The sequence below is a fragment of the Herbiconiux ginsengi genome, from assembly GCF_900107435.1.
In the GTDB taxonomy this organism is placed as follows: domain Bacteria; phylum Actinomycetota; class Actinomycetes; order Actinomycetales; family Microbacteriaceae; genus Herbiconiux; species Herbiconiux ginsengi.
On the sequence record NZ_FNPZ01000002.1, the window covers coordinates 688,723 to 709,684 of the forward strand.

A 20,962-nucleotide genomic window follows, 5' to 3' on the forward strand; every position below is an offset into this window, starting at 1 on the left:
GCGCCGATAGGTCGTGGTCGTCGGGTGGGTCTATTGTTCCAGCGGTAGCGAGTCCAGGCTTCGTGGATGAGGTGCAGGGTGATGATGATCGCAACCTTCGAATGGGCGATGGTCGATGGGTTCTCTGTTGGATCAGCGAGTTCGAAGTGCGTCAGCTCAGATGTGCACGGTTGTTGACGCGATCGTAACGAAACAGCCTCCTTCGACGGCCGGCAAGAGCTGGTGATTCCAGACGGTTCGCATGGAGTAGGATAAGTGCTCAGACATCTGAGGAGTTCCATGGAAACGCTCAAGTCCCTGAAGCGCAGCGGCCTGGTCGAGCTCGCAGCGGCCACGCTCACCGAGCAGATCGCCGACGGCGCCTGGCCCGTCGGCACGGCGCTGCCCGGCGAGGTCAAGCTCGCCGAGCAGCTCGGCGTCGGCCGCTCCACCGTGCGCGAAGCCACCCGCTCCCTCGTTCAGGCGGGCCTACTCGAATCGCGCCAGGGGTCGGGAACCTACGTGCTCTCCACCACTCCGCGCGACAGCTGGGATTCCGCCCTGCACGCCGCCCAGGTGATCGAGGTCTACGAGGTGCGCGAGGCCCTCGAGGTGCAGGCCGCCGCCCTCGCCGCGCGACGGCGCACCGACGACGACCTCGCCCGCATCCGGGCCACCTACGACGCCCGCGAGGCGCTGGTGACCGATCAGGTCGCCGAGGCCGTGGCGTTCGTCGACGCCGACCTCGCCTTCCATCGCGCCGTGGTCGAAGCGGCGCACAACCCGTTGCTCCTGCGCATCTTCGACTCCTTCGTGCCGAAGCTCACCGACACCCTCGTGGCCGTGGTGCGCCAGCAGTCGCTCGTGGGCCACGACCTCGATGCCACACATGGCGACCTCCTCGACGCGATCGCCGCCGCCGATCCCGCCGCCGCCGTCGCGGCCGTCACCTCGAACGTTCACGAGACCATCCAGATCATGCGCGACTGATACAAGGAACCACGACGCACCCCCGCTCCACCACCCCGGGTCCCGGCCTCTGGCTGCTGATCTCCACCCACACGGTCAACGACTTCTACACCGGCGCCGTCGCCGCACTCCTCCCCTTCCTGGTGCTCGAACAGCGCTACGACTACGCCGCCGTGGCCGGCATCACCCTCGCCGCGACCTCGCTCTCGAGCGTCGCCCAACCCGCCTTCGGCCTCCTGAGCGATCGCTTCGCCTCGCGCTGGCTCATCCTCGCGGGCATGGCGGTGGCCGCCACCGGCATCGCCCTCAGCGGCATGGTCTCGGGCTCCTACTGGCTCACCTGGGTCGTCATCGCCCTCTCGGGCATCGGCATCGCCGCCTACCACCCGGCCGCCACCATGGCCGCCCGCGAAGCCGGCGGCGGATCCAACCGGTCCATGAGCATGTTCTCGGTGGGCGGCAACGTGGGCGTCGCCCTCGCGCCGACGGGCGTCATCCTCACCGTCGGCACGCTCGGCCTCGGCGCCACTCCCCTGCTCGCCATCCCCGCGGCCGTCATGGTCGTCGTCTACCTGCTCCGGATGCGGGCGGTGCGGATGCGCGCCCGCCGCTTCACCGAGCCGGTCCACAATGCGGCGCGCGCGTGGGCCACCGGGCCGCACGACGGTTCGTCACGATCGGCGGCGGTCGAGCCGGCCGTCGAGATCGCCTTGGAGGAGGAAGACCCCGGAACCCACGAGCAAGAGGCCATCGAAGACACCCCGCCCGTGCGCGACGACTGGCGCGCCTTCGCCTGGCTCACCCTGGTGTTGGCATTCTGGTCGGTCGCCTACGTCGGCGTCTCGTCGTTCATCTCGCTCTTCCAGATCCAGCAATTCGGCATCGACGAGGCCGCCGCCTCCATCGCGCTCACCGTCTTCCCGGCCGCCGGCGCCGCAGGTACGCTGGCCGGCGGCTTCCTCGCCGATCGCTGGGGACGGATGCGCACCATCCGCACGGGCTACATCACCGCCGCTCTCGGGGCCGTCGCGATCGTGCTGGCGCCGAACACCGTCGTGGTGGTCGCCGCCACCGCCGTCGTGGGCTTCACGCTGTTCCTGCCGTTCGCGCCGCAGATCACCCTGTCGCACTCCTACCTGCCCAACCGCGTCGGCACGGCGAGCGGCCTGACCCTGGGCCTCACGCTCTCGCTCGGCGGATTCCTCAATCCGCTGCTGGGCCTGCTCGCCGACCACACCACGGTGCAGACCGTGTTCGCCCTGATCGTGCTGCTGCTCGCCGTCGGCTTCGCGCTCTCGTTCATCCTCCGCGAGCGGATGGCGCGGGTGCTGCCGGTGGCGGCGCGGTAGTGCGACCGCAGACGGGCGACCGTCTCAGAGCGCCGTCGCCGCGATGACCACGAGCGCGAAGGCCGCGACGATGATGGCGACCCGGATGGAGTGCAGCCGGTCCCAGCGCTGCTGCTGCTCACGCCAGTCGTCGGGGTGGCTCTCGGCGGTCCAGGTCTTCGACCGGTTGTTGATCGGCACCAGCAACGCGATCGACATCACGACGCTGACGGCCAGGAGCACGGCGGCGACGAGGGCCGTGGTGGCGGTGGTCGTTCCCCAGGTGACCATCGCGAGGGCAGCGACGAGGATGAGCGAGCCGATGTACCAGAACGGCATCGCCCGCCCCAGCATCCGCCCGCCGTGGGCTCGCGCCTCCAGCGAGGCGCCGGCCGGCAGGCGCACCATGATCGGGTTGAGCACGAACGCCACCGCGAACTCGACCCCGACCATGAGGCCGACGACAGTGGTGGTGATGACGGCGAGAACGGATGCCATGGAAGAGTTCCTCTCGAATCTAGCAGTGCTAGAAAACCTAGCAGTGCTACGATAGGTGCGAATGTCCGGCACCGCAAGAGGAGATCCGATGGCCGACCCGACGCCCCGCCAGCAACGCACCGACGAGCGCCGTCGACGCATCCTGGCCGCTGCTCGCGATCGCGCCGACGCCGACGGGTGGGCAGCCGTGACGACGCGGCATCTCGCCGACACCATCGGCTACACACAGCCCGTGCTCTATGGCCACTTCCCCGGCGGCAAGGCCGAGATCATGCTCGCGGTGGCGCTCGAGGGTTTCGTCGAGCTCACCAGGCAGTGTCGCGCCGCCCTCGGCGAGACGCGCGGGCGAGCTGCTGTCGAGGCGATCGCGGTCGCCTACCTGGATTTCGGGAGCAAGCATCCGGCCGTGTACGAGGCGATGTTCCAGCAGCCGATCGGCGCGCGATTCGCCGCCGATGACACTGCCCCCGACCTGCGCGCGGGTTTCGACGTGCTGGCGGAAGCGATCGGCGATCGGGGCGACGGCTCAGCGACCGAGGTGTTCTGGAGTGCCTTGCACGGTATCAGCGAGCTCGAACGCGCCGGCCGCATGCGGCTCGAGCACCGACCGAACCGCATTGCGGAACTCGGCACCCGCTTCGCTCCCGACCGACCCGACACCCACCACTAGCCCGACCCGTCACTTTGTGCCGCTTTGAGCGCGTGATAGCGGCACAAAGTGACGGGTCGACGCCGAGGGGGTGAGCTAGGGGCCGGGATCGGGGCGCACGAGCATGAGCATGTCCATGCGGCCGGACTGCACGACCTCGGACCGCTGGTTGCGGAGGGCTAGGCGGCGCTCGACCACGCCGGTCTTGCCCGACGAGGTGAGCCGCAGGCCCAGGATCTCGACGGTGCAGGTGAGGGTGTCGCCGATGAAGACGGGGGCGGTGAAGCGCCAGTCGTCGATGCCGAGCAGAGCCGCCGACGAGCCCTCGAACACGCCCGTACGGGCGATCAATCCGAGTGCGAGTGACGCGCCGTAGAGACCGTGCACCAGACGCTGCCCATATCGGGTGGCTGCCGCGAACTCGACATCCGTGTGCAACTGGTTGTTGTCGTTCGTGAGCGCGGCGAACATCACCACGTCGGTCTCGGTGACCGTCTTCCCGGGGGTGACGAAGGTCTGCCCGGTCTCGAAGTCCTCGAAGTAGTACGGCAGCGGCATCCGGGGCCCTACGCCGTGACGACCTCGGGCGACCCGACAGCACCGGGCGGCATCTCGGCCGCCAGGCGGTTGGCCTCCTCGATCAGCGTCGCCACGATCTCCGACTCGGGCACTGTCTTGATGACCTCGCCCTTCACGAAGATCTGGCCCTTGCCGTTGCCAGAGGCGACCCCCAGGTCGGCCTCGCGAGCCTCGCCGGGACCGTTCACGACGCACCCCATCACCGCGACGCGGAGCGGAACCGTCATGCCCTCGAGCCCGTCGGTGACGTCGTTGGCCAGCGTGTAGACATCCACCTGGGCGCGGCCGCAGGAGGGGCACGAGACGATCTCGAGCTTGCGCTCGCGCAGGTTCAGCGACTGCAGGATCTGCAGCCCCACCTTCACTTCTTCGGCCGGCGGCGCCGACAGCGACACGCGGATGGTGTCGCCGATGCCCTCGGAGAGCAGGATGCCGAACGCGGTCGCGCTCTTGATGGTGCCCTGGAACGACGGGCCGGCCTCGGTGACGCCGAGGTGCAGGGGCCAGTCGCCGCGCTCGGCGAGCAGGCGGTAGGCCCTCACCATGACGATCGGATCGTTGTGCTTGACCGAGATCTTGAAGTCGTGGAAGTCGTGCTCCTCGAAGAGCGAAGCCTCCCAGACCGCGCTCTCCACGAGCGCCTCGGGGGTGGCCTTGCCGTACTTCTCGAGCAGGCGCGGATCGAGCGATCCGGCGTTCACCCCGATGCGGATGGAGACCCCGGCGGCCTTCGCGGCGGCCGCGATCTCGCCCACCTTGTCGTCGAACTTGCGGATGTTCCCGGGGTTCACCCGCACACCGGCGCACCCGGCGTCGATGGCGGCGAACACGTAGTTCGGCTGGAAGTGGATGTCGGCGATCACCGGGATCTGGCTCTTCTTGGCGATGATCGGCAGCGCTTCGGCGTCATCGCGCGACGGCACCGCCACGCGCACGATGTCGCATCCGGATGCCGTCAACTCGGCGATCTGCTGCAGCGTCGCGTTGATGTTCGGCGTCGGGGTCGTGGTCATCGACTGCACGCTCACCTGCGCGTCGCCGCCCACGAGAACCTTGCCGACCTTGATCTGGCGGGACTTGCGCCGCGGGGCCAGGGTTTCGGGAGCCTTGGGCATCCCTAAGTTGATTGCTGCCACGATTTCAGTCTAGGACCGCAATCTGAACGGGAGGTCAGCCGAAGATGTTGATGGGCTTCACGATGTCGGCGTAGACGAGCAGCGCCGTCATACCGCCGAAGAAGATGACCACCACGAAGGTGAGCGGCATGAGCTTCGCCGCATCGACGGGGCCCGGGTCTTTGCGCTTGAACAGCTTCGCGAAGCCGCGCCGGATCGCCTCCCAGATCGCGGCGGCCACGTGCCCGCCGTCGAGCGGCGTGAGGGGCACGAGGTTGATCACGAACAGCGCGATGTTAAGCGAGCCCAGCAGACCCAGCAGACTCGCGGCCTTCGAGGCCAGGGGGATGGTGTCGATGGAGGCGATCTCGCCCGCGACCCGGCCGACGCCGACGACGCTGATCGGGCCGTTCGGGTCGCGTTCGCCCGATCCGAACGCCGCCTGGGCCACGTCGTAGAGGCGCTGGGGCAGGTTCGCGACGATGCCGACCGTGCTGGCGATGTTCTCGCCGATCAGGGGGAACACGGCAGTGATCGGCTGCGGCACGAGCTCCGACGCAGCCCCGATGCCCACGAAACCGACGTCTTCGGTCTGCTTCGTGCCGTCGGCGTTCTCGACCACCTGGCCCTTGTCGTCGAGCACGTACCGCTGCGTCAGCAACGGGGTGACGCTGAGGGTGGTCTCGACCCCGTCGCGCAGCACGACGAGCGGCAGGGTCTCCCCCGCCGAGTCGCGGATGATGGCGGTCGACTGCTCCCAGCTCGTGATCGGTGTGCCGGCGAGGCTCACCAGCTGATCTCCCGGCCGTAGGCCGGCGGCGGCGCCCGGGGACTGCTGGTCACCGGTCTCGCAGTCCTGCCGGTCGCTCGTCGCGGGGAGCACGCAGGCCGACACACTGCCGACCGTCGTGGAGCTCTGCACGGTGCCGAATCCGACCAGCACGATGGAGAAGAACACCACGGCGAGCACGAGGTTCATGAACGGGCCGCCGAGCATCACGATGATGCGCTGCCAGACCGGCTTGCGGTAGAAGGCGCGGTCTTCTTCGAGACCGATGGAGAGCTGGCTGACCTGGCGCGCATCCTGCACCATCGACTGGAAGAACCCGGTGCTGTTGGCCACCGGCTTCTCGCCCTCACGCCGCGGCGGGAACATGCCCACCATCGAGATGTAGCCGCCGAGCGGCACCGCTTTCACCCCGTACTGCGTCTCGCCCTTGGTGCGCGAGAAGATCGTCGGCCCGAAACCGATCATGTACTGCGTGACCTTGATGCCGAAGAGTTTCGCCGGCACGAGGTGCCCCACTTCGTGCAGCCCGATGGAGACGGCGACGCCGACGGCGATGATGAGCACGCCGAGAATGAACTGCAGGACCGTTTCCACACGAGGACACTACCGTGGGAGCAGAGGCGAGCGCTGATGGTTCGCTGAGCGAACGATGAGGAGTGACGATGGCCGTTCAACTGGTGGTGGGAGCCGGGCACATCGGCGGCCTGCTGGGCCGGCGACTCGCCGAGCGGGGCGACACCGTGCGGGTGGCCACCCGGTCGGGCACGGCGGTCGACGGCTGCGAGGCGGTCACCCTCGACGCTTCGGATGCCGCCGCGTTCGGCCGCGCGGCGGAGGGCGCGGCGACGATCTTCCTCGTGACGAATCCGCCCTACTGGACCTGGCCCACCGAGTGGCCTCCGATCTTCCGGGCCGCGATCGAAGCGGCACGGACATCCGGAGCCCACCTCGTCATCATGGGCAACCTCTACGCCTACGGGCCCACCCGGACGCCGATGCGCGAAGACTCGCCTCTCCTCACCACCGAGACCAAGGGGCTGGTGCGCAAGGCGGGGTGGCTCGAGGCGGCCGCCGCGGCCGAGCGCGGCGAGATCCGGGTGAGCGAGGTGCGCGCCAGCGACTACTTCGGCCCGGGCGTCGGCGGCACGAATCACCTCGGGTCGACGTTCTTCGGCGCGCTCCGCGGCTCGAAGACCGCACGAGTTGTCGGATCTCCGGATGCTCGGCACAGCTGGAGCTACCTGCCCGACATCGTGACGGCGCTGGTGGCCGCGGCGGATGCGGATGCGACGGGACCGGCGGCGACAGCGGGGCCGGCGACGGGGGCGCAGGCCCCGGGGTCGGGCGCCCAGGCGGCCGTGTCGGCGGCACGGGTCTGGATCGTGCCCTCGACTACCCGCACCTTCCGCGAGATCGCTGCCGAGGCGAACGCCCTCTACGGCTCGCACGGCAAGGTCGCGCCCTGGCCGCGCGGCCTCCTCCGTCTGATCGGGGTGTTCTCGCCGCTCATCCGCGAGGTGCGGGCGTCGAGCTATCAGTTCGCCGACACCTTCGTGGTCGATTCGACGCGCACCGAATCCGAGCTCGGCATCCACGCCACTCCCTGGGACGACGCCCTGCGCATCACCGCGGAGTCCTACCCCGCTCGCTGAGGCGCTCGCTGAGGCGATTCGGGCGAACGAGAGCGCGAACGGGCGCAAATACGACCTCGATCCGACGCAGATTCGCCCGAATCGACGCCACCCCGCGCGGCGCGGCTCAGGCGACGGCGATGAGGGCGTCGGCCGTGGCCCGCGCCCACTCCTCCGACTCGGCCAGCGACTCACGGGTGACGAGCTCGGAGGGCATCTCGTGCGCCTCCACCACCCGCGCCACCGTGTCGACGATGTCGAGGAACCCGATCCGCCCGGCGTGGAAGGCGGCCACCGCCTGCTCGTTCGCCGCGTTGAAGACGGCCGGGAAGCTGCCGCCGGCGCGCCCCACCTGCTTGGCGAGCCCGACGGCCGGAAAGGCCTGCTCGTCGAGCGGCTCGAAGGTCCAGCTGTGCGCGGTGGTCCAGTCGATCGGTGTGCCGACACCCGACACCCGGTTCGGCCAGTCGAGCCCGAGCGAGATCGGCAGCCGCATGTCGGGGGGCGAGGCCTGCGCGATGGTCGACCCGTCGCTGAACTCCACCATCGAGTGCACGAGGGACTGCGGATGCACGGTCACCTCGATGTCGCCGTAGGCCACGTCGAAGAGCAGGTGTGCCTCGATCACCTCGAGGCCCTTGTTCACGAGCGTCGCCGAGTTCGTGGTGACCACGAGCCCCATGTCCCAGGTGGGATGGGCGAGCGCCTCGCGCGGCGTCACGTCTTTCATCGACGCCCGGCTGCGACCCCGGAACGGCCCACCGGATGCGGTCAGCACGAGCCGGGACACCTCACCGGCCGTGCCCGACCGGAGTGCTTGGGCGATGGCCGAGTGCTCGGAGTCGACGGGCACGATCTGCCCGGGCCGCGCGGCGTCGCGAACGAGGTCGCCGCCGACGATGAGGCTCTCCTTGTTGGCGAGCGCGAGCGTGCGCCCGGCTTCGAGGGTGGCGAGGGTCGGGCCGAGCCCGATCGACCCGGTGATGCCGTTCAGTACCACGTCGGCCTCGATGTCGCGCACCATCGCCTCGGCCTCGAGCGCGCCGAGACCGGTGTCGGAGACCGCGAACTCGGCTGCCTGGGCGTCGAGGGCCGCGCGGTTGCTCCCCGCGATCAGGCCCACGACGTCGAACAGCTCGGGGTTCGAGCGGATGACGTCGAGCGCCTGAACGCCGATGGAACCGGTGGAGCCGAGGATGATGACGCGTCTCATAGCGCCATCATCCCATCACAGCCCCGGGTCAGCCCGCGTCGGGGGTCGCGGCCGGCGGGGCCGAGGCCGACGCCAGGATGTCGATCACGAACACGAGCGTGTCGGTGCCGGTGATGCCCGCAGCACTGTTGCCCTCGCTGCCGTAGCCCTGGTCGGGCGGGATCACGACGAGCACCTGCGAGCCGACGGTCTGGCCGATCATGGCCGCGGAGAAGCCCTTGACGACACCGGTCGTCGAGAAGGTGCGCGGACCGCCCTGGCCCCAGCTCTGGTCGAACACCTTGCCGGTGCCCCAGATGAGCCCCTGGTACTGCACCGTGACGTTGTCGCCGTCGCCGACGACGGCGCCGTCGCCCTTCTTCAGCACCTCGGTCTCGAGGGTGGTGGGCGGATCGGTCTGCGGCACGGTGACCGTCGGCGCTCCGGAGTCGTCGAGCACCACGGTCGGGAAGCCGTCTTGCGCGGGCTGGTCTTCACCGTCGGCCCGGATGGGCACGATCGCCTCGACGTCGGCCACCATCACCATGGAGTCGGTGGCGGCGATGCCGAGCTGGTCGTTGCCCGTGTCGCCGAAGCCCTCGGCGGGCGGGATGACCGCCACCACGCGCGATCCGACCGTCGAGCAGGCGACCGCGTTCACGATGCCGGGGATGAACTGCGTGTCGTCGACGGTGAGCTGGAGCTGCGTGCCGCCCGCGTCGAGCGTCGAGAACACCTGCTTGCCGCTGGTGCCGTTGTAGATCGTGAAGTCGATGGTGGCGACGTCGCCGTTCTGCACCACGTCGCCGTCGCCTTCGCTCACCACGGTGCGCTGGGTCGAGTCGACCGTCAGCGGCCCGGTGAACGCCGTCTTCGGCGCCGACTTGAAGTCGCCGGTGACCGTCACCCCGTTCGAGGCGCTGCCGGATGCGGTGGGCGAGCAGTCGCCCGCGGCGCCGGTGGCCGACGGGTCGGGAGAAGCGGCACACCCCGCGAGCAGAAGGGTGGCGGCGACGGCGGCTGCGGCCAGTGCCGGAAGTGAGCGCATGATTCCTCTTCGTGAAAATCGGGGGGATTCGCCCAGTCTTGCTCAGTCCTCTTGACGCAAGCTGGTGACCGCCTGTGAGCGACTTATGTGCTTCGGGTTCTGGATGCCGATCAGCGACACCAGGCCGCCCGCGAAGAAGAAGAGCGCCGTCACGAGCACCACACGGTGGAACCCGATCAGGTCGAGCACCGTCATCCCGGCGATGAGGCTCGCGAGCGCCACCGCGATGAGTCCGGCCACCCGCGAGACCGCGTTGTTCACCGCCGACGCGATGCCGGAGCGAGACGGATCGATGGCACCCAGGATGGCGGCGGTGAGCGGGGCGACGGTCAGCGCCATCCCGAATCCGAACACCAGCACCGCGGGGAGCACCTCGGTGAAGTAGGGCGCCTGCTCGGTGAAGCGGAGCATCAGCAAGAACCCGGTTCCCGCGATGATCGGGCCGACCGTCATGAACAGGCGCGGCCCGATCCGCCCACTCAGACGGCCGAAGAAGCTCGACAACCCGATGAGGAGAAGGCTCGTCGGCACCATCGCGAACCCGGCCCAGGTGGCGCTGTAGCCTGCCACCTGCTGCAGGAACACGGCGACGCTGAAGAAACCGAGCGAGAGCGCGCCGTAGATGAGGAACGTGGAGACGTTGCCCACCGAGAAGTTGCGCACGCGGAAGAGCTCGAGCGGCAGCATCGGCTGAGCGGTGCGCCGTTCCCAGAGCACGAACGCCGCCAGCGCGACGATGCCGACCACCATCGGCACCATCACCACGGGCGACCCCCAGCCGAAGTTCGACTGCTCGATCAGGGCGAAGACGGGGAAGCCGAGCCCGACGATGCCGAGCACGGCGCCGACGTAGTCGATGCGCGCGCCCTCGAGGTGCGCGTGGTCGTGGTCGAGCTTCATCAGGAGGAAGAGGGTGACGGCGATCGGCAGCACGTTGATGCCGAAGACGTAGCGCCAGGAGAGGCTGTCGACCAGCACCCCGCCGAGGATCGGTCCGGCGATGTTGGCGACGCTCGTGAACGCCGTCCAGGTGCCGATCGCGCGGCCCTGCCCCATGCCGGTGAAGTTCGCGAGGATGAGGGCGAGCGAGCTCGGCACGAGCAGGGCGCCGGCGATGCCCTGTACGCCGCGGGCCACGATGAGGAACTCGATCGTCGGGGCGAAGGCGCAGGCCAGCGAGGCGACGCCGAAGCCGATGAGGCCGACGAGCAGCACCTTCTTGCGGCCGTAGACGTCGGAGAGCGATCCGGCGAGCAGGATGACGGCGCCGAGTGTGAGCAGGTAGGAGTCGACCACCCACTGCTGCGAGGCGAGGCCGCCCCCGAGCTCCTTGCTGATCGCGGGGAGCGCCACGTTGATGACGGTCGCGTCGAGGAAGGAGATGAACGAGGCCAGCACGGCCACGGAGAGTACGAATTTCTGCTGCCTCGTCATCGCCGTCGCGGTCTTCGCCATCCCCCCAGTCAAGCCCATCGGAGCGCTCACCGCGAACAGCGCGAGAATGAGCGGGTGATGGCTGGAACGGATGCGCAGCGGGACGACGGCGACAGCGCCTGGAGCGATCGGGCCGAGAGCGCTCAGAACGCCCTGACCGCAGCCTTCGGCACCCGTCTCCGCCGCGGCGGATTGCGCAACACCGCACCATGGCGGCTGCGGCAGGCCGTCGCCTTCAACTACTGGTGGCTGGCCCACGCGATCGAGGTGCGGATCGATGCGTTCGAGCGCAGCGGAGATCCGGATCGGCTGCAGAGTGCGGGCCGACTGCTGGAGCTGCTCCGCCGGCGCAACCGGGGCACCCTGGTCAACGACTACTTCGACGACATGGGTTGGCTGGCGATCGCCCTGACCCGACTGCACGCCGCCACCGGCGAGCGCCGCTTCCTCGGCGAAGCGGTGGGCTTGTGGAACCACATCCGGAGCGCCGGATGGAACTCGCAGTGTGGCGCATCCGTCGCCTGGCGCGCGCAGCAGCTCGACTACAAGAACGCGCCCACCAACGGCGTCTTCGCCCTGCTCTCGGCGCGGCTTTTCGCGGTGACGGGCGAATCCGCCCATGCCCACGCCGCCCGGGATGCGCTGGACTGGATCGAGACGACCCTCGTCGACCCCTCCACCGGCATCGTGGCCGACGGTGTGAACCGGCTCGGTGACGGCGGTGTCGACGCCGACTGGGTGTTCAGCTACAACCAGGGGCTCTATGCGGGGGCGCTCGGCGAGGTGGCGGGGTGGCGCGCCGGCGCGGGAGAGGGGGCAGGAGGTGCAGAGCGCACGGGAGGCGCCTCGGGCACGGGCGGCGCAGGGGACACGGGAGCGGGAGGCAGCGCGGGTACGGAGGGGCTGCGCGGTGCCCCAGCGTCCGGCGACGCGCTGGCACGCGCCGAGCGCACGGCAGTGGCGGCCGTCCGGCTCGCGCCGAGGGGCGTGATCACGACCGAGAACTCGCGGCTCGACCAGCGCGGCGGGGGCGACATCGGCCTCTTCAAAGGCGTCTTCGTGCGCTACCTGGGCGAGCTGATCCCCCGGTTGCCGCAGGAGTCGGCCGGGCGGCGACTCCTCGTGGACTTCGTGCGCACGAGTACGGATGTGCTCTGGTCGGGCATCCATCGGTCTCCCGAACTGCGCGCCGGCGACGACTGGAGCCGGCCGGCGCCACCGGTGACCTTCCTCTCGACGCAGCTGAGCGCCGTGATGGCGCTCGAGACCCGAGCCCGGTTGGACCGCGGCGGACTCGTCGGCGGCTGAGCACCGCCCGGTCGCCCGGGGCGCCGCGGCCCCCGGCTCCGGCACGCGCTACTCCGGCACGACCACGGTCACCCGGAAGTCGAGGCGCGCGCCGGGATCGTCGGGTCGCACGCGCACGACGACCCGGCGCGAGCGGTCGACGCCGGGCGGACCCGCGACCGGGCTGATGCCGTCGACCTCCTCGGCCGTCACCTCGAAGATCCGCTCCCCTGCGTCAACGTTCCCACCCTCGTCGCGCCCCGCCAGCGGCCCCGGCGAGGAGCGGAAGGCGGGATCGGCGATGCCCGTGTCGACGCTCAGTGCGCCGGCGCGGGTGACGGCGACGGCGGTGAGCTCGACGGTGCGGCTGAGACCGGAGTGCAGGGGCGCCTCCGCTTCACCGTCCGCGCCTGCGTGCAGGCTCTCGAAGCTCGCGATCACGTCGCGTCGGAACGCGTCGCCGAGGGTGCCGCGCAGGGTGCGGCCGATCAGGAAGAGCTCGACCGGCTCTTCTGAAGGCTCAACCGGTGACGAGGACACGGGGGTCGTGGTGCACGGGGAAGTTCACCGAGCTCGCGATGAAGCACACCTGGTTGGCCTCGTGGTGCATGGTGGCGAGCAGCTCGTCATCGACGGGCTCGGTGACGGTGACAACCGGATGCAGCGTGACACTCGTGAATCGACCGCCATTGCCCTCCTGCTCCATGACGCCCTCCGCGGCATCCGTGTAATCGGTCACGACGACGCCATGCAGCACGGCGACGTGCAGGAACGACAGCATGTGGCACTCGCTGAGGGCGGCCAGCAGGAGCTCTTCGGGGTTCCAGCGGTCGGCGTCGCCGTGGAAGGTGCGATCGGCCGAGGCCTCGAGCGGATGCTTGCCCTCCGCCGTCACGAGGCTCTGCCGGCCATAGTCGCGATAGCCGCTGGTGCCGGTGCCGCGATTGCCAAGCCAGGCCACATCGACGGTGTAGTGATGCTCACGATTCACCTCGCCATGCTATCTCCGGTGCCCGGGATGCCTGGCCTAAACTGGCCGGACTATGACTGACACCATCGACGCCTCGGTTGCGGCCCCCGTCTACTCCGTTTCCCAGGAGCGGAGGATCGTGACCGCGATCCCCGGCCCCAAGTCGCAGGAGCTGCACCAACGACGTCTGGCCGTCGTGCCCCCCGGAGTCTCCAGCGTGCTGCCGGTGTACATCGCCAAGGCCAACGGTGCCGTGCTGGTCGACGTCGACGGCAACCAGTTCATCGACCTCGGCGCCGGCATCGGCGTGACCACGATCGGCCACACCGAGACGGCCGTCATCGCCGCCGCGGCCGCGCAGCTGCACGACGTGGTGCACACCCTCTTCACCGTCACGCCCTACGAGGAGTACGTGCGGGTGGCGGAGCTGCTCGCCGAGCACACTCCCGGCGACTTCGCGAAGCGCACCGTGCTGGTGAACTCCGGCGCCGAGGCGGTGGAGAACGGCGTGAAGATCGCGCGCAAGTACACCGGGCGCTCCGGTGTCGCGGTGCTCGAGCACGCCTACCACGGCCGCACCAACCTCACCATGGCCATGAACTTCAAGGCCGCTCCGTATTCCACCGGGTTCGGGCCGTTCGCGGGCGACATCTACCGGGCCCCGAACTCCTACCCCTACCACGACGGCCTCTCGGGCGCCGAGGCCGCGGCCCGCACGATCAACTACCTCGAGAAGACCGTCGGCGCCGCTGACCTCGCATGCCTCGTGGTCGAGCCGATCCAGGGCGAGGGCGGATTCGTCATCCCGGCCGAGGGCTATCTGCCGGCGCTGCAGGAATGGTGCACGGCGCAGGGCGTGGTGTTCATCGCCGACGAGATCCAGAGCGGCATGGCGCGCACCGGCGAGTACTTCGCCAGCACGCACTTCGGTCTCGTGCCCGACATGGTGCTCACCGCCAAAGGCATCGCCGGGGGTCTGCCGCTCGCGGGCGTGACCGGCCGTGCGACGATCATGGATGCCGCGCAGCCGGGCGGACTCGGCGGCACCTTCGGCGGCAACCCGGTCGCCGCCGCGGCCGCGGTCGCGGTGTTCGAGCAGATCGAGAAGGGCGACCTCCTCGGCGAGGCCGCGCGGATCGAGCAGACCCTGATCACCGGGCTGCGCGCCCTGCAGGACAAGTACGACATCATCGGCGACGTGCGCGGCATCGGCGCCATGGTCGCGATCGAGCTCGTCGAGCCGGGCACCGGATCGACCACCAAGACGCCGCACGCCGAGGCCGTGAGCGCGATCGCCGCCTACGCCGCACAGCACGGAGTGCTCATCCTGACGGCGGGAACCTACGGCAACGTGCTGCGCTTCCTGCCGAGCCTCGCGATCTCCGACGAACTGCTCGACGATGCCCTGACGGTGCTCGACGAGGCGTTCGCGCAACTCGCGCGATGAGCGGCACAGACGTGCCCGGCACGGCGACACTCGCCGAGTCGGTCGAGCTCGCCGTCGTGACCCGCAGCGGCTTCGTCGAGTCGCGGCACGCGGGCTCGGCGGTCGTGCTCTCCCCCGGCGGCGAGATCGTCGCGAGCGTCGGCGCGCCCGACCGTCCGGTCTATCCGCGCTCGAGCCTGAAGCCGTTCCAAGCGCTCACCGTGCTGGAGTCAGGCGTCGAGCTCGGTTCCGTGCAGACCGCGATGTCCATGGCGAGCCACACCGCCACCCCGGCGCACGTCGCCGTGGTGCGTTCCATGCTCGAGCTCGGTGGCCTCACCCCTGACGCGCTCGGCTGCCCTGCCGACTGGCCCGCCGATGCGGCGGCACGCACCGAGGTGATCCGCAGCGGCGGCCACCCCGAACGCCTCTTCATGACCTGCTCCGGCAAGCACGCGGCCATGCTGCTCGCTTGCGCCGCGAACGACTGGAGCACCACCGACTACCTCGACCTGGCCCATCCGCTGCAGCAGCGCATCCTCGCCACGGTCGAGCGTCTCACCGGCGAGCCTGTGGTGCACACCGGGGTCGACGGATGCGGCACACCGGTGCACGCGATGTCGTTGACCGCGCTGGCACGCGGCTACCACCGGCTGCGGCTCGCGGAGGAGGGGCCGGCTCGGCAACTCGTCGACGCCGCCCTCGCGAACGGCTGGGCGGTGGAGGGCCCTGGGCGCCCGAACACCATCGTGATCGATCGCCTCGGCGTTCTCGCGAAGTTCGGCGCCGACGGTGTGATGGTGCTCGTGGCCCCCGACGGCACCACCGTGGCGCTCAAGATTCTCGACGGGAACCTGCGCCCGGCCACGCTCGTGGCGCTCAGCCTGCTCGCCCGACACAGCGCACTCGAGCCGGCTGCGGTCGCCGACGTGGTCTCCGAGCTCGACCTCACCGTGTGGGGCCGCGGCGAACCGGTGGGCGCCGTCATGGTGTCGCCGAACCTCTGACCGGTACGCACTGCCCCGTGGGCTCTACCCGGTGGGCTCTGCCCCGGGGGCACTGCCCGGTGGGCTCTACCACGTTGACTCTGCCCCGTGGGCACTGCCCCGTCGGCCCTGCCCGCTCAGTTCTCGCCCGTAGCCTGGAGGCCCGCAGGCGTCAACTCTGGCGCGCCAGCCGCTTGGCCCGCGCCGCGCGACTCACCTGAGCCACCACCACGATCACGATCGCCAGCAGGAAGACGGCGGATGCGATGACGTTCACCTGCGCCGGAATGCCGCGAGCGGCCGCGATGTAGATGAATTTCGGGAAGGTGTCGACAGCGCCCGAGTTGAAGTTCGTGATGATGAAGTCGTCGAAGCTCAGGGCGAAGGAGAGCAGAGCGGCCGCGGCGATGCCAGGCAGGAGCAGCGGGAACGTGATGCGCCAGAAGACCTGTGTGGGCGAGCCGTAGAGATCGCGACCGGCTTCTTCGAGCGCTGGGTCGAGGCTCGCCACGCGCGCCTTCACCGTCACCACGACGAAACTGATGCAGAACATCGTGTGCGCCAGGATGATGGTGACGAGCCCTTTCTCGGCTCCGATGGTGAGGAACTGAGCCGCCAGACCAGCACCGAGCACAACCTCGGGGGTGGCCATGGGGAGGAACAGCAGCAGGCTGATCGCCGAGCGTGCGCGGAACCGGTAGCGCACGAGGGCGATGGCGATGAGGGTGCCGAGCGCCGTGGCGATCACGGTGGCGATGACCCCCACCAGGATGCTGTTACCGAACGCCTCGCACAGCCCCTGCGTGTTGCAGACCGTGAGCCACTTCTCGAGGGTGAACCCCTGCCAGGCGATGTTGAGCTTGCCCGAGTCGTTGAACGAGAAGACGAAGGTGTACGCGATCGGGATGAGCAGGAACAGCAAGGCCAGCACGGTGTAGATCGGCAGACCGATGCCGCGCATCCGGAATCGCCGGCGTGACGCGGGTGAGGGCTCGAATGACGCCTGTTCGAAGGCCTTGGCCGGGACGGCGCTGGTCATATCAGGTCCTCCGTTCCGGAGCGGCGCACATAGATGCCCACGATGATGAGGATCACCGCCATCAGCACGATCGAGAGCGCGGCCGCGATCGGATAGTTCTGCAGCACGAGGAAGTTCGCCTCGATTGCGTTTCCGACCATCGCCGTCGACGAACTGCCGAGGAAGTCGCGGCTGGCGTTGATGTAGTCGCCGGCCGCGGGGATGAAGGTCAGCAGCGTTCCGGAGACGATGCCCGGCATCGAGAGCGGGATCGTGATCTTGCGGAACGTCGTCCACGGGCTCGCGTAGAGATCGGCTCCCGCCTCGATGTACCGGGTGTCGAGGCGTTCGAGCGTCGCGTAGAGCGGCAAGGTCATGAACGGGATGAAGTTGTAGGTGAGGCCGAAGATCACGGAGAAGGCGGTGCCGGTGAGGTGCCCGTCGGAGGGCAGCACGGCGATGGATTTGAGGAAGACGACGATCGGCCCCTCGTCGGACATGATCTGCTTCCACGCGAGGGTGCGCAGCAGGAAACTGATGAAGAAGGGGGCGATGACCAGGGTGAGCATGAGGCTCTGCAACAACGGCCAGCGCCGGGCCTTCACGCCGATGAAGTAGGCGATCGGGTAACTGATCACGAGCGCGAGCACGGTCGCGATGAGGGCGTAGCCGAAGGCTCGCAGCACCAACGGCCAGTACTCGGCCATGGCATCCGCGTAGTTCTGCCATTGGAACCCGGCCGTGTATTCGCCGATGTCGCCGTCGAGCACCGGCTGCTGGAACGAGGTGATGATGAGCGAGATCAGTGGCGCGAGGAAGAACAGCACCAGGTAGAGGATGCCCGGCAAGAGCAGCACGAGCGCGATGACGCTGCGCTTGCGCGGCGCCTGCTCGACGACGGCCTGGGACGAGAACGCGGTGAAGGCCACGGCGCCGCCCTACGCCTGTTCCAGCTCTTCTTCGAGCGCGATCCGTCGTTGCACGGCGATCGATTCGGTGGAGTCGTCGGGCGCGAAGCGGGGCCCGTCGGCCGGATCGTCTTCCAGACCGAACCCGTGGTCGGCGTTCCACGAGATCCACACCTCGGCGCCCTCGTGCACGACCGGGCCGAACACCATGTTCTGGGCGAAGACGGTGAGCTCCCCGACGCCCGGAACCTGCACCAGGTATTGCGTGCTGACCCCGCTGAACGAGACGTCGGTGACCCGGCCCGGGCCGAGCACGTTACGTGCGGAATCCGGGGCGGGGGCCTCGGTGAGCAGCGAGACCTTCTCGGGTCGCACGCCGATCGTGACCTCCCCCGCGTGCCGCTTGGCGCGCGTGCGCGGCACCGTGATCGGCACCCCGGCGACGTCGACGACGATGGCGTCGGCCGAACTCCCGGTGACCTGGCCCGTGAAGAGGTTCGACTGGCCCAGAAAGTTCGCCACGAACGCCGTGCGCGGCAGCTCGTAGAGCTCCTCCGGAGCCCCCATCTGCTCGATGCGGCCTTTGTTCATCACGGCGACCGTGTCGGCCATGGTCATGGCCTCCTCCTGGTCGTGCGTGACGTGCAGGAACGTGAGTCCCACCTCGGTCTGGATGGTCTTCAGTTCGAGCTGCATCTGGCGCCGGAGCTTCAGGTCGAGCGCGCCGAGCGGTTCGTCGAGCAGCAGGAGGGCCGGCCGGTTGACGATCGCCCGGGCGAGCGCGACGCGCTGCTGCTGGCCGCCCGAGAGCTGTGCGGGCCGCCGCGCCGCGAGATGGTCGAGCTCGACGAGTCGCAGGGCTTCGTGCGCCTTCGCCACCGGGTCGCCCACTTTGCGGCGCCGGAGCCCGAACGCCACGTTCTCGAGAATCGTCATGTGCGGGAACAGCGCATACGACTGGAAGACGGTGTTGACCGGCCGCTGGAACGGCTTCGTCGATGTGACGTCTTTGCCGCCGATCAGGATGCGGCCCGCGGTCGGCTCCTCGAGGCCGGCCACCAACCGCAGCGTGGTGGTCTTGCCGCACCCCGAAGGGCCGAGCAGGGCGAAGAACGACCCCGCGGGGATCGAGAGATCGAGCGCCTCGATGGCGGTGAAGCCCGGGAACCGCTTCGTGATGCCGACCAGTTCGAGGTCGGCGCCCTTGTCGGCGAAGGATGCGATGGCCATCAGCTGCCCAGCAGGACCTTCTGGAACTGCGCCTGGTAGTCGTTCTCCTCTTGCGGAGTCAGGGTGCGGAAGACGTGCACCGTCGAGAGCGTCTCTTCGTCGGGGAAGATCAGCTGATTCTCGGCGAGTTCGGGGTCGAGCGCGACCGCGGCCTCTTTGGCGCCCACCACCGGCGTGACGTAGTTGACCCAGGCCGCGAGCTCTGCGGCGACCTCCGGCTCGTAGTAGTAGTTCATGACGGCCTCGGCGTTCTCTTTGTGGGCCGACCCCATCGGCACCACGAAGGTGTCGTTCCAGAGCGTGCCACCCGCATCCGGGATCGCGAACTCCCACTTGTCGCCGGCCTGGGCGTTGAGCGAGGTGATGTCGCCCGACCAGCAGATGGCGGCGAACGTGTCTTCGCTCTGCAGATCGTTCAGATAGGCGTTGCCCTTGATGTTGCGGATCTGCCCGTCGTCGACCTGCTTGGTGAACGCGTCCATCGCGTTCGCGTACTCGTCGTCGCCCCACTCGCCCGTGATGTCGACGCCCTGCGAGAGCATGATGAGACCCATCGTGTCGCGCATCTCGGAGAGCACGCCCACCCGACCCTTGAGCGCGGAATCCCACAGATCGTCGACGCTCTTCAATCCGCCCGGCACCTTCTCCTTGTTCCAGCAGATGCCAGCGAAGCCGCCCTGCCAGGGCAATGAGAGGTGACGGCCCTTGTCGAAGTCGGGATTCGCGAACGACGGACTCAGGTTCGCGATGTTCGGGATCTTCGCATGATCGAGCTCCTGCACGTACCCGTTGCGCACCAGGCGGGCCACCATCCAGTCGGTGAGGCACACCGTGTCGGCTCCGATGTCCTGCCCGAGTGCGAGCTGGTCTTTCACCTTCGCGTAGTAGCTGTTGTTGTCGTCGACCGCCACGTTGTAGGTGACCGTGATGCCCGATTCGTCTTCGAATCCCATGAGCGTCGGGTAGTTGCCGTCGGCGTCTTCATCCATGTAGGCGGGCCAGTTGTCCCAGATGAGCGTCTTCTCGGTGGCCGAGACGTCTTTCGCCGGCGTCAGTTCTTTCTTCTCGCCCGTCGAACACGCGGCGAGCGCCAAAGCGGTGGCACCGAAACCGGCGGCGCCGAGGAACCCCCGACGGGACAGCGAGAGGGCACGGGCGCGTTGCAAGGCCTGGGAGTGCCGGATCGCCTGCAGGATCATCGGGTCTTGTGGGGGTCTCAGGGTCATCCTCTTCACGCTTTCCTCTTGGGGGCCAGGTCGTGTGCGAGCCACCTTCCGGAGTGCTGTGGAGCTCGGAAAATGGTAGGTCTGATATTGGCACACGAGGTGCTTTCTTCGACAGCATCCACGACGAAAAACCGCACATCGAAACATACTCTTTACGAAATCAGTGCCGAAGCCGCGAATAGACCTCCGTTTTCGTCTGCCCGGGCGTGCCGACCGCGCACGCCGCGAGCACGGATCCGGGCGGCCTCGAGGCGCGCCGGAAACTCGGCGCGCGACACCAGCTGACAGCGGAGGCGCACGGCCGCCTCGGCCTCGAGACGCGCCCACGGGACGTCGTCGATCGTGAGGCGCGGCACGTCACCGTTCGGCGGGGGCCGGTCGGAGCCGGCGGCACCGACGAGGGTGACCACGGGCACCCCGTCGACGGTGATGCGGCCGTCGGCCCGCAGGAGCACCGGACCGGCACTCCGCGACGCCAGCTGCACCATCAGCGACCGTGCGACGGCCAATACCGGCGCCTGGTCACCCGCCACGAGCAGTCCCACTCCGGAGCGGTCGAGCTCGAGCGGCACGGGCTCGCCCACGGCGGTGACACCGAGGAGGACGGGGTAGGAGCGGGGCTGGTGGGTCATGCGCCCAGTCAACGCGATGAGTCAGCAGCCGCGGTGTCGTGCACCGAATCTGTGGAGAAAAACCGCG

Annotated in this window: 21 protein-coding genes; 7 read left to right on the plus strand and 14 right to left on the minus strand. The window is 68.9% G+C overall.

Annotated features, from left to right (window positions below; all coding sequences use genetic code 11):
- Positions 1-279: 279 nt before the first annotated feature.
- Both BLW00_RS11550 and BLW00_RS11555 read left to right on the plus strand, forming a co-directional pair.
- On the plus strand, positions 280-969 hold the full coding sequence (locus tag BLW00_RS11550) for a FadR/GntR family transcriptional regulator (RefSeq protein WP_092553991.1): 690 nt from the start codon (positions 280-282) through the stop codon (positions 967-969).
- A 59-nt stretch (positions 970-1,028) separates the two neighbouring features.
- Positions 1,029-2,297 (plus strand): MFS transporter, encoded by a 1,269-nt coding sequence (locus BLW00_RS11555; protein ID WP_281242410.1) that lies wholly within the window; start codon positions 1,029-1,031, stop codon positions 2,295-2,297.
- Between the two features lie 24 nt (positions 2,298-2,321).
- On the opposite strand, the gene BLW00_RS11560 is transcribed toward BLW00_RS11555, so the two are convergent.
- On the minus strand, positions 2,322-2,774 hold the full coding sequence (locus BLW00_RS11560; RefSeq protein ID WP_092553997.1) for a DUF1772 domain-containing protein: 453 nt from the start codon (positions 2,772-2,774) through the stop codon (positions 2,322-2,324).
- An 88-nt stretch (positions 2,775-2,862) separates the two neighbouring features.
- Here BLW00_RS11560 and BLW00_RS11565 point away from each other — a divergent pair, with 88 nt between their 5' ends.
- Positions 2,863-3,444, plus strand: a complete 582-nt coding sequence (locus tag BLW00_RS11565; protein WP_092554000.1) for a TetR/AcrR family transcriptional regulator — start codon at positions 2,863-2,865, stop codon at positions 3,442-3,444.
- A 75-nt stretch (positions 3,445-3,519) separates the two neighbouring features.
- Here BLW00_RS11565 and BLW00_RS11570 read toward each other — a convergent pair whose 3' ends face one another.
- Genes BLW00_RS11570 through BLW00_RS11580 form a run of 3 tightly spaced genes read right to left on the minus strand, consistent with a single transcriptional unit; the run spans position 3,520 to position 6,501 of the window.
- On the minus strand, positions 3,520-3,981 hold the full coding sequence (locus BLW00_RS11570) for a MaoC/PaaZ C-terminal domain-containing protein (RefSeq protein ID WP_217634352.1): 462 nt from the start codon (positions 3,979-3,981) through the stop codon (positions 3,520-3,522).
- A gap of 8 nt (positions 3,982-3,989) precedes the next feature.
- The gene (ispG, locus tag BLW00_RS11575) at positions 3,990-5,138 is read right to left on the minus strand and encodes a flavodoxin-dependent (E)-4-hydroxy-3-methylbut-2-enyl-diphosphate synthase (RefSeq protein WP_175494230.1); all 1,149 of its coding nucleotides are present in this window, start codon (positions 5,136-5,138) and stop codon (positions 3,990-3,992) included.
- 34 nt (positions 5,139-5,172) lie between these two features.
- On the minus strand, positions 5,173-6,501 hold the full coding sequence (locus BLW00_RS11580) for a M50 family metallopeptidase (RefSeq protein WP_092554006.1): 1,329 nt from the start codon (positions 6,499-6,501) through the stop codon (positions 5,173-5,175).
- A gap of 68 nt (positions 6,502-6,569) precedes the next feature.
- Here BLW00_RS11580 and BLW00_RS24250 point away from each other — a divergent pair, with 68 nt between their 5' ends.
- Positions 6,570-7,559: an NAD-dependent epimerase/dehydratase family protein gene (locus BLW00_RS24250; protein WP_139256691.1), complete on the plus strand. Its 990-nt coding sequence runs from the start codon at positions 6,570-6,572 to the stop codon at positions 7,557-7,559.
- Between the two features lie 106 nt (positions 7,560-7,665).
- On the opposite strand, the gene BLW00_RS11590 is transcribed toward BLW00_RS24250, so the two are convergent.
- From BLW00_RS11590 to BLW00_RS11600, 3 genes are read right to left on the minus strand one after another with little or no spacing between them, the layout of a single operon-like run.
- Positions 7,666-8,751: a 1-deoxy-D-xylulose-5-phosphate reductoisomerase gene (locus BLW00_RS11590; RefSeq protein WP_092554012.1), complete on the minus strand. Its 1,086-nt coding sequence runs from the start codon at positions 8,749-8,751 to the stop codon at positions 7,666-7,668.
- Positions 8,752-8,779: 28 nt separating this feature from the next.
- The gene (locus BLW00_RS11595; protein ID WP_092554015.1) at positions 8,780-9,778 is read right to left on the minus strand and encodes an FKBP-type peptidyl-prolyl cis-trans isomerase; all 999 of its coding nucleotides are present in this window, start codon (positions 9,776-9,778) and stop codon (positions 8,780-8,782) included.
- 42 nt (positions 9,779-9,820) lie between these two features.
- The gene (locus BLW00_RS11600) at positions 9,821-11,233 is read right to left on the minus strand and encodes a DHA2 family efflux MFS transporter permease subunit (protein ID WP_245741534.1); all 1,413 of its coding nucleotides are present in this window, start codon (positions 11,231-11,233) and stop codon (positions 9,821-9,823) included.
- 57 nt (positions 11,234-11,290) lie between these two features.
- Between BLW00_RS11600 and BLW00_RS11605 the strand changes: the two genes are divergently transcribed.
- The gene (locus BLW00_RS11605; RefSeq protein ID WP_092554018.1) at positions 11,291-12,520 is read left to right on the plus strand and encodes a glycoside hydrolase family 76 protein; all 1,230 of its coding nucleotides are present in this window, start codon (positions 11,291-11,293) and stop codon (positions 12,518-12,520) included.
- Between the two features lie 48 nt (positions 12,521-12,568).
- Here the strand turns inward: BLW00_RS11605 and BLW00_RS11610 are convergent, their stop codons facing one another.
- Positions 12,569-13,039 carry a hypothetical protein gene (locus tag BLW00_RS11610; RefSeq protein WP_092554021.1) on the minus strand — a complete coding sequence of 157 codons (471 nt, stop codon included), beginning with the start codon at positions 13,037-13,039 and terminating at the stop codon, positions 12,569-12,571.
- A complete protein-coding gene (locus BLW00_RS11615) occupies positions 13,020-13,490 on the minus strand; it encodes an OsmC family protein (protein ID WP_092554024.1) in 471 nt (156 codons plus the stop codon). Before BLW00_RS11615 ends, BLW00_RS11610 begins: the two co-directional genes overlap by 20 nt.
- Before the next feature lie 52 nt (positions 13,491-13,542).
- On the opposite strand from BLW00_RS11615, the gene gabT reads away from it, so the two are divergent.
- A complete protein-coding gene (gene gabT, locus BLW00_RS11620; protein WP_092554027.1) occupies positions 13,543-14,916 on the plus strand; it encodes a 4-aminobutyrate--2-oxoglutarate transaminase in 1,374 nt (457 codons plus the stop codon).
- On the plus strand, positions 14,913-15,902 hold the full coding sequence (locus BLW00_RS11625; protein WP_092554030.1) for an asparaginase: 990 nt from the start codon (positions 14,913-14,915) through the stop codon (positions 15,900-15,902). The genes gabT and BLW00_RS11625 overlap by 4 nt, the downstream gene beginning before the upstream one ends.
- Positions 15,903-16,053: 151 nt before the next feature.
- Here the strand turns inward: BLW00_RS11625 and BLW00_RS11630 are convergent, their stop codons facing one another.
- The 5 genes from BLW00_RS11630 to BLW00_RS11650 form a co-directional block, all read right to left on the minus strand.
- Positions 16,054-16,842 (minus strand): ABC transporter permease, encoded by a 789-nt coding sequence (locus tag BLW00_RS11630; RefSeq protein WP_092554725.1) that lies wholly within the window; start codon positions 16,840-16,842, stop codon positions 16,054-16,056.
- A gap of 74 nt (positions 16,843-16,916) precedes the next feature.
- The gene (locus BLW00_RS11635) at positions 16,917-17,828 is read right to left on the minus strand and encodes an ABC transporter permease (RefSeq protein ID WP_092554033.1); all 912 of its coding nucleotides are present in this window, start codon (positions 17,826-17,828) and stop codon (positions 16,917-16,919) included.
- Between the two features lie 9 nt (positions 17,829-17,837).
- Positions 17,838-19,037 (minus strand): ABC transporter ATP-binding protein, encoded by a 1,200-nt coding sequence (locus tag BLW00_RS11640; protein WP_092554036.1) that lies wholly within the window; start codon positions 19,035-19,037, stop codon positions 17,838-17,840.
- A complete protein-coding gene (locus BLW00_RS11645) occupies positions 19,037-20,263 on the minus strand; it encodes an ABC transporter substrate-binding protein (RefSeq protein WP_175494231.1) in 1,227 nt (408 codons plus the stop codon). The genes BLW00_RS11640 and BLW00_RS11645 overlap by 1 nt, the downstream gene beginning before the upstream one ends.
- A 152-nt stretch (positions 20,264-20,415) precedes the next feature.
- Complete coding sequence (locus BLW00_RS11650) at positions 20,416-20,895, minus strand: hypothetical protein (RefSeq protein ID WP_092554039.1); 480 nt, start codon at positions 20,893-20,895, stop codon at positions 20,416-20,418.
- Positions 20,896-20,962 lie beyond the last annotated feature (67 nt).

Bases quoted from the DNA above. Each gene is read 5' to 3' on its own strand.
- BLW00_RS11595 (WP_092554015.1), bottom strand. From the start codon at position 9,778: ATGCGCTCACTTCCGGCACTGGCCGCAGCCGCCGTCGCCGCCACCCTT.
- BLW00_RS11560 (WP_092553997.1), bottom strand. From the start codon at position 2,774: ATGGCATCCGTTCTCGCCGTCATCACCACCACTGTCGTCGGCCTCATG.
- BLW00_RS11630 (WP_092554725.1), bottom strand. From the start codon at position 16,842: ATGCGCGGCATCGGTCTGCCGATCTACACCGTGCTGGCCTTGCTGTTC.
- BLW00_RS11565 (WP_092554000.1), top strand. From the start codon at position 2,863: ATGGCCGACCCGACGCCCCGCCAGCAACGCACCGACGAGCGCCGTCGA.
- BLW00_RS11645 (WP_175494231.1), bottom strand. From the start codon at position 20,263: ATGACCCTGAGACCCCCACAAGACCCGATGATCCTGCAGGCGATCCGG.
- BLW00_RS11650 (WP_092554039.1), bottom strand. From the start codon at position 20,895: ATGACCCACCAGCCCCGCTCCTACCCCGTCCTCCTCGGTGTCACCGCC.
- BLW00_RS24250 (WP_139256691.1), top strand. From the start codon at position 6,570: ATGGCCGTTCAACTGGTGGTGGGAGCCGGGCACATCGGCGGCCTGCTG.
- BLW00_RS11625 (WP_092554030.1), top strand. From the start codon at position 14,913: ATGAGCGGCACAGACGTGCCCGGCACGGCGACACTCGCCGAGTCGGTC.
- BLW00_RS11550 (WP_092553991.1), top strand. From the start codon at position 280: ATGGAAACGCTCAAGTCCCTGAAGCGCAGCGGCCTGGTCGAGCTCGCA.
- BLW00_RS11640 (WP_092554036.1), bottom strand. From the start codon at position 19,037: ATGGCCATCGCATCCTTCGCCGACAAGGGCGCCGACCTCGAACTGGTC.
- BLW00_RS11600 (WP_245741534.1), bottom strand. From the start codon at position 11,233: ATGGCGAAGACCGCGACGGCGATGACGAGGCAGCAGAAATTCGTACTC.
- gabT (WP_092554027.1), top strand. From the start codon at position 13,543: ATGACTGACACCATCGACGCCTCGGTTGCGGCCCCCGTCTACTCCGTT.
- BLW00_RS11570 (WP_217634352.1), bottom strand. From the start codon at position 3,981: ATGCCGCTGCCGTACTACTTCGAGGACTTCGAGACCGGGCAGACCTTC.
- BLW00_RS11590 (WP_092554012.1), bottom strand. From the start codon at position 8,751: ATGAGACGCGTCATCATCCTCGGCTCCACCGGTTCCATCGGCGTTCAG.
- BLW00_RS11605 (WP_092554018.1), top strand. From the start codon at position 11,291: ATGGCTGGAACGGATGCGCAGCGGGACGACGGCGACAGCGCCTGGAGC.